At 66.7% G+C, this 12401-nt stretch carries 8 protein-coding genes; 7 read left to right on the top strand and 1 reads right to left on the bottom strand.

The features are described from left to right. Nucleotides 1–133 precede the first annotated feature (133 nt). Genes G453_RS25365 through asnB (G453_RS0119375) form a run of 6 tightly spaced genes read left to right on the top strand, consistent with a single transcriptional unit; the run spans nt 134 to nt 8786 of the window. Entirely contained in the window at nt 134–2071 is a 1938-nt protein-coding gene (locus G453_RS25365) for a hypothetical protein (RefSeq protein WP_051272647.1), read from the top strand. A 35-nt stretch (nt 2072–2106) separates the two neighbouring features. After that, the gene (locus G453_RS0119395; RefSeq protein ID WP_027192366.1) at nt 2107–3069 is read left to right on the top strand and encodes a glycosyltransferase family 2 protein; all 963 of its coding nucleotides are present in this window, start codon (nt 2107–2109) and stop codon (nt 3067–3069) included. Between the two features lie 7 nt (nt 3070–3076). Further along, nucleotides 3077–4936 carry an asparagine synthase (glutamine-hydrolyzing) gene (gene asnB, locus G453_RS0119390; RefSeq protein WP_027192365.1) on the top strand — a complete coding sequence of 620 codons (1860 nt, stop codon included), beginning with the start codon at nt 3077–3079 and terminating at the stop codon, nt 4934–4936. Next, nucleotides 4933–5739, top strand: coding sequence for a methyltransferase domain-containing protein (locus G453_RS28230; RefSeq protein ID WP_156921022.1), 807 nt, complete (start codon nt 4933–4935; stop codon nt 5737–5739). The genes asnB (G453_RS0119390) and G453_RS28230 overlap by 4 nt, the downstream gene beginning before the upstream one ends. After that, nucleotides 5736–6884 (top strand): glycosyltransferase family 4 protein, encoded by a 1149-nt coding sequence (locus G453_RS0119380; RefSeq protein WP_235731812.1) that lies wholly within the window; start codon nt 5736–5738, stop codon nt 6882–6884. Before G453_RS28230 ends, G453_RS0119380 begins: the two co-directional genes overlap by 4 nt. Nucleotides 6885–6887: 3 nt before the next feature. Further along, a complete protein-coding gene (asnB, locus tag G453_RS0119375; RefSeq protein ID WP_027192363.1) occupies nt 6888–8786 on the top strand; it encodes an asparagine synthase (glutamine-hydrolyzing) in 1899 nt (632 codons plus the stop codon). A gap of 253 nt (nt 8787–9039) precedes the next feature. Here the strand turns inward: asnB (G453_RS0119375) and G453_RS0119370 are convergent, their stop codons facing one another. After that, the gene (locus G453_RS0119370) at nt 9040–9816 is read right to left on the bottom strand and encodes a hypothetical protein (protein ID WP_027192362.1); all 777 of its coding nucleotides are present in this window, start codon (nt 9814–9816) and stop codon (nt 9040–9042) included. A gap of 163 nt (nt 9817–9979) precedes the next feature. Between G453_RS0119370 and G453_RS25355 the strand changes: the two genes are divergently transcribed. Then, nucleotides 9980–12337, top strand: a complete 2358-nt coding sequence (locus G453_RS25355; RefSeq protein WP_051272646.1) for a GGDEF domain-containing protein — start codon at nt 9980–9982, stop codon at nt 12335–12337. Nucleotides 12338–12401: the final 64 nt, after the last annotated feature.

Genomic DNA, 12401 nt, shown 5'->3' with positions numbered 1-12401 from the left:
CAGGCTCCGGCTCCGGCGCATGCCCGGACGCCCGGATATCCGTGCCCCAGGCCGTCCCTGCCCTCCAGGACAAGGGCGGCCCGACCAACTATTCACACTCTCCCGTTCGCACGTGACGCCGGACCTCAATACGATGCCGCACGGCCAGCAACTTCCGCCGACTCAGGCCATTCAGGCCCGGACACCGGGCGCAGATGGCGGGCAGGGGCTGGCATCCGCCCTCCCAAGGGATCCGGCCCTGTCCGGCAAGGGGGCCGTCACCCGCGCGGACTGGCTCGCGGTGGCGCTCTTGTCCCTGGCGGTATTTCTCTTCGCCCACTGGCAGGGGTTCGTGAACCCCTACGCCATAAACGACGACGTGCGCCAACAGGTCTACTGGATGCAGCGCTACGCCGAGCCGGACCTGTACCCCAAGACCCTGCTGAACGACTACGCCGAGGCCTATGTGACCATGGGCGTCAACATGTGCTACGAGTTCGGGTCCTGGGTCGGGACGAAGCTTGGAGCATCTGGCAGTTCAGGTGCTTCCGGGGCTTCGGGCTCATCCGGGGCCGCGCCGCAGATCGGCTCTTCACCCGGCTCCCCGCCGGGTTCCCTATCGAGCGCTTCGCCGGGTGCGCCGACGTACCCGTCTTCCGGACAGACGGTCAATTTCTTCAACCCGGTGCAGTTCACCAAGATCCTCAGCGGCATTCTCTTCCTGTGCCAGTGCCTGGCCATGTTCGCGCTGGGGCGCGTGTTCGGCGGCCGCTCCCAGGCCTGGGCCATGGCGGCCATGGCCTGGCTCATGCCGTTTTTCCTGGAGAACATCTCTGGCGGGCTGGCCCGCGCCTTCGCAAGCCCCCTGCTGGCCCTGGCTGTGCTCGGGCTTCTCAGGCGCAGGCCGGGGAGCGTCTCCACCCTGGCCTTGGGCGGCTGCATCCCGTACATCTACCTGCCCTGCGCCCCGGCGATCTTCCTCTCGGCCATCCAGCGCTTGCGCGTCGGCTTGGAAGGTTCGGCAAAGCTCAAGCTGGGTGTCACGCTGCTGGTCCTGCTCCTGGCAACAGGCATGGCCTACCTGAACGGTATCAAGCCCCAGGACCAGGGCTTCGGCCCCCTGGTCTCCCTGGCCGAGGCGACCGGAAGGCCGGAGTTCGGCCCGGAGGGACGCCTGGACCTCGTCCCGCTTCCGAATCCCTTCCTGGACGTGGTGTACTACCCCTTCGAGCGCATCGGCCTGTTCAAGGAGTACGGCCTCATCCCCGGAATCCTGAGCCTCGTGGTGCTGGCCCCGCTGCTGTATTTCGGCGCGCGCGCCGTGAACTGGCGCGCCCTCGCCTCTTCCCTCAAGCCCCTGGCCGTGCTGGGCGGGTCCTTCCTGGCCTTCTACATCGCGGCGCGGCTCATGGCCTTCACGCTCTTCGTGCCGGACCGCTACATGCAGTACCCGGTCAACCTGCTCTACGCGATCCTCCTCTCGGCCTGTCTGGCCGGGGCGGTGACTCGCCTCAAGCCCGGCAGAACCGCCGCAGTGTGCCTGATCCTGGCCGTGGCGGCGCTCGGCGCACTGCGCCTGAAAAACGTGGCCCTGTACGACTATTCGGCTGACGCGCCCCTCTACGCCGCCGTGGAGGCAGCCACGCCCAAGAACGCCATGCTGGCCGGACACCCGGAGCTCATGGACAACGTGATGACTTTCGCCCGGAGAAACGCCCTGGCCACCTTCGAACTGGCCCACCCCTGGAGCCGGGGCTTCTGGGCGCAGCTGTCCCCGCGCCTGGACGGCTTCTTCGCCGCCTATTACGCCAGCGACGCGGACGCTGTGGTCCGGTTCGCGCGCGAGTTCGGCGTGGACTTCCTGGTGGTGGACGAGGCGCATTTCACGAAAGAGTTTCTCGCCGCAAAACCGTTCTTCGAGCCTTTCGGCGCAGCAATCAAGGCCCTGACCCAAGGCCGTGATCTTCTGACGGGCGGGTTCGCCGTCCTGGACGCGTCCCGTTTCCCGCGCATCCCCCTGCGTCCCGGCGCCTTCCTCATCGACCTTCGTCCCGCCCGCATCGGCAATTCCTCCCAGGCCGGTGAGGGTTGATGCCCAAAGCACTTGTGGTGTAGTCCGAGCCCAGCATGAAAGAACAATCACTCTCCATCATCATCCCCGTGTACAACGAGGAGGACAACGTCCTCCCCCTGCACCAGAAGATCACCGAAGCCCTGGACTCCATGGGCCAGCCCTACGAGGTGATCATCGTGGACGACGGCTCCACCGACAACACGGCCCAGCGCCTGAAGGAGCTGGCCAAGTCCGACAACCGCCTGAAGGTCATCCACCTGCGCCGCAACTTCGGCCAGACCCCGGCCATGATGGCGGGGATCGACGCAGCCACCGGGGACATCCTCATCCCCATGGACGGCGACCTCCAGAACGACCCCCACGACATCCCCAAGCTCCTGGCCAAGCTGGCCGAGGGCTACGACGTGGTCTCCGGCTGGCGCAAAGACCGCCAGGACCACCCCCTGAAGCGCAACCTTCCCAGCCGCATGGCCAACCGCCTGATCTCCTTCATCTCAGGGGTGCATCTGCACGACTACGGCTGTTCGCTGAAAGCCTATCGCAAGGCCATCATCAAGAACGTGAAGCTCTACGGCGAGATGCACCGCTTCGTGCCCATCTACGCGGCCTGGCAGGGAGCCAAGGTCACCGAGGTGGGCGTCACCCACTATCCGCGCGTGCACGGGGTCTCCAAGTACGGGTTCGACCGCACCATAAAGGTCATCCTGGACCTTATCGTCGTCAAATTCCTGGACAAGTTTGCGCACAAGCCCATGTACCTGTTCGGCGGGTTCGGGCTGGTCACGTTCCTCATCTCGTTTCTGCTGTTCGGCCTCATGCTGTACCTGAAGATCTTCGCCAACAAGAGCTTCATCGAGACGCCCCTGCCCATGGCCGTGACCCTGTTCACGCTGATGGGCTTCATGTCCATCTTCATGGGGCTGATCGCGGAGATTCTGATGCGGACCTACCACGAGTCGCAGAACAAGCCGACATACATCGTGGACCGCACCCGCAACTGCGAAAACGGGGACTGACCCTCTCATGTGCGGCATCTGCGGTTTCGCTGGCCCGGGCGACGAGGCCGTACTCGCGGCCATGAACGCCCGGATGGCCTATCGCGGGCCGGACGGCCAGGGAACCAGCTTCCATCCGCGCCACGGGCTGCACCTGGGGCACCGCAGGCTGGCCATCGTGGACATCGTGAGCGGAGCCCAGCCCATGGCCACGCTGGACGAAGGGTTGTGCGTCACCTTCAACGGCGAAATCTATAACCACCAGGAGCTGCGCCGCGAGCTTGAAGCCAAAGGCCACCGCTTCCAGACCAGCCACTGCGACACGGAAGTGCTCCTGCACGGCTACCGGGAGTGGGGCCAGGACCTGACCGAACGCTTGAGCGGCATGTGGGCCTTCGCCCTCTACGACGCCGAGCGCAGCGAGCTGCTTCTTTCGCGCGACCGCTTCGGCAAGAAACCCCTGTATTACCACCTGCGCCCCGGATTCCTGGCCTTCGCCTCGGAGCTCTCCGCCCTGCTGGAACACCTCGAGGTGCCGACCGGGCTGGATCACGGCGCACTCAGGAAATACTTCGCCTACGGCTTCATCCCGGCCCCTGGCAGCCTGTACGCCGGAGTGCGCAAGCTCCCCGGCGGATGCAACCTGCTGGTGAACCTGGATGATTTCTCGTCTCGCCTGTCGCGCTACTGGACCTATCGCATCGAGCCGTTCGACACCCTGCCCGCCGATCCCGAGGCCCAATGGGGCGAACAGATCCGCGAGCTTCTGGACAAGGCCGTGGCGCGCCGCCTCATGAGCGACGTGCCCCTGGGCGTGTTCCTGTCCGGCGGCATCGATTCTTCGGCCATCACCGCCCTGGCGGCCAGACGCGTCGCCGGGCTTCGCACCTTCTCCATCGGCTTCACCGAAGCGAGCTTCGACGAATCCGCCTACAGCAGCCGCGCGGCTGCGCTCTTCGGCACGGCGCACAGCCAGGAGGTCCTGAGCCTCTCCACGGCGCTCGGCATCCTGCCGGACATCGCTGCCCGCCTGGACGAGCCCATGGGCGACAGCTCTCTTCTGCCCACGTACCTACTCTGCCGCGAGACGCGAAAACACGTCACCGTGGCCCTGGGCGGCGACGGCGCGGACGAACTCTTCGCTGGCTACGACCCCTTCAAGGCCCTGCGCGCTGCCGAGGGCTACGCCGCCCTGTGCCCCAGGCCCGTGCATCAGGCCCTGCGACTTCTCGCGGCGCGCCTGCCCGTGGGCCACTCCAACATGCACTTCTCCTTCAAGGTGAACCGGTTCCTGGCCGGACTGTCGCAGGACAAGCGCCTGTGGAACCCGGTGTGGCTCGGCCCCGTGGAGCCCGCACTGCTGGCCGAGCTGTTCGCCGAGCCCTGCGACCCGGAGGAGGTCTACTCCGAGGCCATCGAGGCCTGGGACGACTGCGTGGCCCCGGACCTCGTGGACAAGACCCTGGAATTCTACGCCAAGCTGTATCTCCAGGACGCAATCCTGGTGAAGGTGGACCGCGCCAGCATGTTGAATTCTCTGGAGGTGCGCGCCCCCTTCCTGGACCTGGAGCTGGTGGACCTGGTCCGGCGCATCCCGCACCGCTTTAAGTTCCGGGACGGACAGGGCAAGTACATCCTGAAAAAGGCCCTGGAGCCGCTCCTGCCTGCGGACATCCTGCACCGCAAGAAGAAGGGGTTCGGCGCGCCCGTGGGGCTGTGGTTCCAGGAAGGCAGGCTTGATCTCGACGGGTTGAGCCTTCCCCAGTGCATCGACCGCTCCGTGGTCGAGCGGGTTTGGCGCGAACATCGAGACGGCGCAGCGGACCACCGCCTGCTGCTGTGGAACCTGTGGGTGCTGGGACGCCATACCGGCAGGAGGGCCGCATGATCTGGTCCAACATGGAATACGTGACGCTGCGCATCATCCGCCGCTTTTTCTTCTCCGGGCAGATGCTGGACAAGCTTGGCGGCTGGATGCCCTACTGGCGCGTGAACCAGGGACTTCTGGACCCGGAGCCCATCGTCACTGCCTGGCAGCGGCTGGCCCGCGAGGCCGGGCCGGAATGTCCGGACCTGCGCGGCAAACGCGTGGCCGAGCTTGGCTGCGGCGCGGCCAACGGCACCGGCTACGAGTGGACCGCGCGCCTGGGCGGACGCTGGATCGGAGTGGAGCCCTTCGCCCGCTTCGATGCGGACCTGGACGAGCGGGTGTTCCAGCAGGTCTGCTGGCGCTTTCCCGGAGCCTCGCGCATGACCGTGTCGCGCGTGGCGAGCCTGGACGCGCTGGAGACCGGCTCCGTGGATGTCGTCGTGTCCAACTCGGTGCTGGAGCACGTCCGCAACCCGCTCGACGCTTTCCGTCAGTGCTGGCGCGTACTGGCTCCGGGCGGCGTCATGCTGCACCAGGTGGATTATCGCGACCACTTCTTCAAATATCCCTTTCACTTCCTGACGTTCTCCCAGGCCATGTGGGACAACCTGCTGGACCCAGGCGACCTGCCGCGACACCGCCTGGACGACCACCTGGACGATCTGGCCCGCGCAGGCTTCGAAGCCCGCGTGCTGGAGCGCCAGAGCGACCCCAGAGCCCTGGCCGCCGTGGCTCCCTTCCTGGACCCGGCCTTCGCCCGCCGCGACAGGGACATGCTGGCCACCACCACCGCCGCCATCTTCTGCCGGAAACCCCTGTGAGCCGGATTCTCCTGGTCAACTACGAGTACCCTCCGCTGGGCGGCGGCGCAGGCAACGCCACGGCCAACATCGCCCGCGAGATGGCCCGCCAGGGCGCGCAGGTGCTGGTTGTCACCTCGGCCTTTCGCGGCATGCCCGCGCACGAGGAATCGAACGGCATCACCATCCGGCGCATCCCCACCATCCGGCGCAACGAGGAAAAATGCGCCGCCTGGGAAATGGGCGTGTTCATGTTGAGCGCCTGCCTGCACGTGCCGCTGCTGGCTCGCTCCTTCAAGCCGGATGCTGTGGTGGCCTTTTTCGGCATCCCCTCCGGGCCGTCGGCCTGGATCACCCATGCGCTGCACAAGACGCCCTACGTGGTCTCGCTTCGCGGCGGCGACGTGCCGGGCTTCCAGCCCTACGACCTGGCCCGCATGCACCGCCTCACCGGCTGGCTCATCAGATTTTTGTGGCGGCGCGCCGGGGCCGTGGTCCCCAACAGTGAAGGGCTGGCCGCGCTGGCGAGAGCATTCGAGCCGAAGCTCGTCTACCCCATCATCCCCAACGGGGCCGACACGGACCTATTCTCTCCCAGGATCGGCGAGCGTACGCCCGGCCCGGTGCGCCTGTTCTTCCACGGCCGCGTGGTCTTTCAGAAGGGGTTGGACACGCTGCTGGCCGCGCTTGGCCAGATTGCGCCGGATATTGCGTGGGAGTTGCATATCGCGGGCGACGGCCCCCAGCGCCCTGCGCTTGAAGCCCAGGCCGCGACGCTCGGCATCGCCGACCGGGTGGTCTTCCGGGGCTGGATGCGCCGCCCGGAGCTTTCCCGCGTGCTGCGGGACATGGACCTGTACGTGTTCCCCTCGCGCGACGAAGGCATGCCCAACGCGGTGCTGGAGGCCATGGCCTCAGGACTTCCCGTGGTGGCCACGCGCATCGCCGGGAGCGAGGAGCTGGTTGTCCCGGAAGTGACCGGGCTGCTGGCCGCGCCGCAGTCCGCCACGGAGCTGGCCCAGGCCATCTCGCGCCTCGTCGGGGACGCACAGACCCGCGAGGCCATGGGCCGCGCCGGTCGCCAGCGCGTGGAACGCGAATACTCCTGGGCCTCGGTGGCCGCACGCTACCTGGAGCTGTGCCGCAGCCTCGGAAAGGCGGGCTAGGACATGTGCGGCATCGCCGGAATCATCGCGCCCGAAGGCCAGCGCCCAAGCCGCGACACCCTGGCCGCCATGGCCGGGGCCGTGGCCCATCGCGGGCCGGACGGGCAGGGCTTCCACCTGCACGAGCGGGCAGGGCTGGCCCACTGCCGCCTGGCCATCATCGACCTGGCCACCGGCGACCAGCCCATGCGCAACGAGGACGGCACTCTGTGGATCGTGTTCAACGGCGAGATCTACAACCATCTTGCGTTGCGCCAGGAACTTCTCGCCAAGGGCCACACCTTCGCCACCACCTCGGACACCGAGGCCATCCTGCACGCCTACGAGGAATACGGCCCCCAGTGCGTGGCGCGCCTGCGCGGCATGTTCGCCTTCGCCATCTGGGATCAGCGCTCCGGGAGCCTGTTCGCCGCGCGCGACCCCATGGGCAAGAAGCCCTTCTATTACGCCCTGCACGAAGGCCATTTCCTGTTCGCCTCCGAGCCTGCCGCCTTGCTGGCCTATCCCGGACTATCGCGCGAGCCGGACCTCCTGGCCCTGCACCACTATCTCAGCCTGCAATACGTGCCTGATCCGCAAAGCGCCTTCAGGGACGTGCGAAAGCTCCCTCCGGCGCACACACTCTTCTGGAAGGACGACGCGCTCGCCACGCAGCGCTACTGGCAGCTGGAGTTCGAACCCAAGTGGCAGGCGTCTGAAGAAGATCTGGCCCAGGAGCTGCGCGAGCGGCTGACGGAATCTGTCAGAATCCGCCTGATGTCCGAGGTGCCCCTGGGCGCGCATCTGTCCGGCGGCATAGACTCGAGCATTATCACCGCCCTCATGGCCGGGCTGTGCGACACCCCTGTTAAGACCTTCTCCATCGGCTTCCGGGAAGCTGCTTTCTCCGAGCTGCACAAGGCCCGCGCCGTGGCCGGGCGTTACGGAACAGACCATCACGAGTTCCTGGTGGAGTTCGGTCACGTGCCGGACACCCTGGCCCAGGTGGTGGCCCACGTGGGCGAGCCCTTCGCGGACCCCTCGGCCCTGCCCTCGTACTTTCTGGCGCGAGAGACCCGCACCAAGGTCACCGTGGCCCTGAACGGCGACGGCGGCGACGAGCTGTTCGCGGGCTACCAGCGCTACTGGCTGGACCCCCTGGCCGCGCCCTACGCAGCCCTGCCGCGCCTTATGACCCAGCGCCTGATCCCCGCGCTCCTGGACCTGATTCCCGAACCGCAGGACCGCCCCATCGAGACCAACTGGGTGGCGGGCCTGAAGCGCCTGGCCCAGGTGGCGGGCATAAGCCCCAAGGCCAGCATCCTGCGCTGGGGGTCGTACTTCACGCCCGAGCAGGCCCTGAACCTGTGGCGGCCCGAGCAGCGTGCCCTGCTGGTCCCCCAGGCCGACGCGCAGGCGCTGCTCTCTGCGCTCTTCGACGCCGCCCGCGCCAAAACCTTCCTGGACCGCACCCTGGCCACGGACCTCGGCTCCTACCTTCCCGGCGACCTGCTGGTGAAGGCCGACCGCATGGCCATGGCCCACGGCCTGGAGGGGCGCTCCCCGCTCCTGGACCACACCCTGGCCGAGTGGGCCGCGCGGCTTCCCGTGAACCTCAAAATGCGCCGGCGCACCGGCAAATACCTGCTGCGCACGGCGTTTGCGGACCTGCTGCCCCCGGCGGTCACGGCACAGGGCAAGCAGGGATTCGGCATCCCGGTGGGCAAGTGGCTGCGTGAAGACTTGTCAGGCTGGCTGCGGGAACTGCTGCTGGGGGGGCTGGCCGCAAAAAGCCTCCTGCGGCCGGAAGCCCTGGGGGCGATCCTGGATGAGCACGCGCGGGGCCGCGTGGACCACGGCAAGCGGCTGTGGGCCTTGGCGGCCCTGGAGCTGTGGCTGCGCCGCTTCGACGTTACGGCCTAACGTTCGGGTGTGGCGCTCGGGTGTGACGTTTGCGCACGCCGGACGAAACGTAAACGCTCCGCCCAGGCATTGATCGTCCATTCCGTATGACGCTTTGGTCGCCTTTCAATGTGACGATGCCGCCTTCAATCCGCCACACTGTGACAAACCGTCTTCCGGCAGCCGTGGCGGGAGCCAGTGCCCTGACAACTCCACAGGCCCGCTTGATGAGTTTGGTGCCTTCGACGCGTATGAAGCGGCTGGCCGGAGAAGGCTACCTGGCGCGGACGTAGGCCAGGGCTCGCCTGGCGTCCTCGCGCCTCGCCGCGAATATCTCGCAGCTCAAGTCGTCCAGCGCGTCCTGCACCGTGTCCAGCGCGGGCGGTATGGCCAGCTCCGGCAGGCCAAGCCCCGCGAAATTCACCGGCGTGAAGGCCATGTCCCGGTCCAGTTTTCCCATGTCCGCCCCAGCCGGGCCGCCCGCGATGAACTCGCGTTCCTGCGCCGCCGGATCGAGCGACTTGATGTATGCCAGAATGGAGGACGGCGACTGCGCGGAGTTGATCTTCAGCACCTCGTTGTTGATGGAGGCCGCCTGCTCCATCAGGGAGTCGTAGTGCGGGAGCAGGATCTTTTTCCTGGGGTTCTTGGGGTCCGAGGAGTAGCTGCCTTCGCGGTAGTCCAGGGTGGCCTGCCTCAAGGCCCGGTAGGCGTAGCGCACGCTCTTGCGGTAGCGGCCCGCCTCGGTGAAGGCGAAGGGGAGGTTGAAGCGCCAGGGGTCCCCGGCAGCAGCGGCCAGCCCAGGGACGGCGCGCGCCTCCACCCCGAAGGACTCCAGGAACACGAGCGCCCTTTCCTCGTCCACCAGCAGCGTGAAAAAGGTCCCCCAGCGCCGAAGCGCCCGGACCGCCGCATGCCGGACCTCGTCGGCCAGCCGGGAGAACCCATCCAGGCGGGCTTCCATGTCTTTTCGCCGGGAAAAGAAGTTTCCGGCCATCTCGGACATGGTCTCCGTATAGAAATCGTCAAAAAAGTCCCTGTGCTCCGGCATCAACGGCTCCCTTGATCCATCTCACCTTTGTAAGGGCCATCCGGGCACTTGGCAAGCTCAGTCATCCTAATGGAATTCCAAGATTTTTCGCCCGTAACCGTTTCTTAACATTCCTTTCACCCATTCGGCACCCCTCAGGCGCGGTTCGGGCTATTGCCCGTCCATGCTCATCAGCATCATGGACTTCAAGCCGCGCTTCATGCAGTCGGGCTCACGCCCCGGAAACGTTTCCGGCGACAGAACCCTTTCCCTGCTGACGGGCAGTCAGCGTGAGATAGTGGAGAACCTGCTCAAAAAGGGCGGCTCCGTCAGCCTGCTCCTCTTCGAGATTCAGGACTTCTACATCTTCGCCAAGATCTACGGCAAGGAAATCGCCGACGCCCTGAGCAGCGCCGCTGAATCGGAGCTCGCCGCCCTGGTCCGGGAACGCGTCCAGGGCCTGCCCCTGGTGGCCCTGGAACGCATGGACAACGACAAGTTCCTCCTGGCCATGGGCGCACCCGGAACCGAGCTGGCTCCGCTTCTGCACACCGGCTCCATCCTGCGCCTGAACCTGCGCGCCCGGCTCAAGCGCGAGGCCCTGAACCTGACCGGCCAGGACATGGAGGTCGCGGTGGGAGCCTCGCAGCTGCCGCCGGCCGGCCGCAAGAACCTGGAGCAGGCCTTCCACGCCGCCCTGGCCGACGCACACCGCATGATCCGGGGGAGCCTGGACCCATCGAGCGCCGTCCTGCTCAAGGAGTTCCGCTCCATCCTCCAGGGGCAGGATATCCGCGCCCATTTCCAGCCCATCGTGGACCTGAGCGGCGGCGGCATCTTCGCCTGGGAGGCCCTGGCCAGGGGACCCGCCGGGAGCACCTTCGAGAACCCGGCCATGCTGTTTGGTTTCGCCGAAGAGCACGACCTGGTGTTCCCCCTGGAGCGCGCCTGCCGCACCGCCGCCCTGGACGGCTTCGGCGAGGCGGGCGGGGGCCGCAAGCTGTTCCTGAACGTGCACCCGCGCACCCTGCTGGACCCGTCCTTCAGCCCCGGCGAGACGCTCCGGCACCTTGAGAAGCTCGGGCTCGAACCCCACGACGTGGTGCTGGAGATCACCGAGCGCCACTCCACAAAAGATTTTTCCCTGTTCCACCGCACCCTGGACCACTACCGGGGCGAGGGCTACAAAGTGGCCGTGGACGACGTGGGTACCGGCTACTCCGGGCTGTGGTCCATCGCGGAGATCAGGCCGGATTTCATCAAGCTGGACATGTCGCTCATCCGGGGCATCGACGCCAATCCGGTAAAACGCGCCCTCATCGAGACCTTCCTGACCTTCTCCGACAAAGTTGGCTGCAAGATCGTGGCGGAGGGCATCGAGACCGCCACCGAGCTGTCCTCGCTGGTGTCCATGGGCGTCCATTACGGCCAGGGCTACTATCTGGCGCGCCCGGCCTCCCCGCGCCCTGACATCTCGCCCGAGTCCGCCCAGCTGATCCTCGGGCACAAGCGCCGCACCAACGCGGACTTCATGTGCTCCTCCCCCATCGGCGTACAGGCCGACCAGGCCTTCCAGATCAAGGCCGGATCGCACGTGGGCGAGCTCAAGGCCTATTTCGACACCCACCCGCAGGTCAGCTCCGTGGCCGTGGTCTCGGGCAAACGGCCCGTGGGGCTGGTCACCCGCCACCAGATGGACCGGGCCTTGGCCTCCCAGTACGGGCTTGCGCTCTACACCAACAAGCCCGTCACCAAGATTATGGACAGCCAGCCGCTCATCGTGGACTGGGGCACACCCCTGGAGGTGGTGGCCCAGGCCGCCATGAACCGCGACGGCTACAAGCTCTACGACCACGTTTTGGTCACCAGGGAAGGACGCCTGGCGGGGCTTGCCTCGGTGCAGAAGATCCTGGACGCCCTGGCCCAGGTGCAGATGGAGCTGGCCAAAGGGGCAAACCCCCTCTCCGGCCTGCCCGGCAACGTGGCCATCGAGCGCGAGCTGGAAAAGCGCGTCAGCTCCGGCAGCCCCGTCAGCTTCATCTACGCCGACCTGGACAACTTCAAGGTCTACAACGACTCCTACGGCTTCAAGGCCGGCGACGAGATCATCATGCTCACCGCCCGCATCCTGGGCTGGGCGCTCAGGCGCCACGGCTCGCCCTCGGACTTCCTGGGGCACGTGGGCGGCGATGATTTCGTGCTGTGCAGCACCCCGGACAAGGCCGAGCGCGTCTGCAAGGCCATCACCCGCTGCTTTGCCAGGCTTGTGCACCGCTGCTACCACGAAGCCGACCGCGCAGCCGGGTTCATCGTCGGCAAGGACCGCACCGGCAAGGAAGGACGCTTCGGGTTCGTGTCTTTGTCGCTTGCCATCGTGGACTGCCACGGGCACTGCTCGCTGGAGTCAATCAGCCAGCGCTCCGCCGAAATGAAGAAGTACGCCAAGAGCCAGCCCGGCAACGTCTGGGTGCGCGACCGGCGCGGCCCCGTGGGCATGGTGGCCTGCTCCACGGACAGGAAGAAGACCGTCACCCCCTGCTGAGACAGCCGCCTTCCAGTTGGGGGTTTGTTGGAGTTTTGTTGGAGAAGCCTCCGGCGGGCAAAGG

The sequence above is a fragment of the Fundidesulfovibrio putealis DSM 16056 genome (genome assembly GCF_000429325.1).
In the GTDB taxonomy this organism is placed as follows: Bacteria; Desulfobacterota; Desulfovibrionia; order Desulfovibrionales; family Desulfovibrionaceae; genus Fundidesulfovibrio; species Fundidesulfovibrio putealis.
This window is presented reverse-complemented; position numbering and strand designations above follow the sequence as displayed.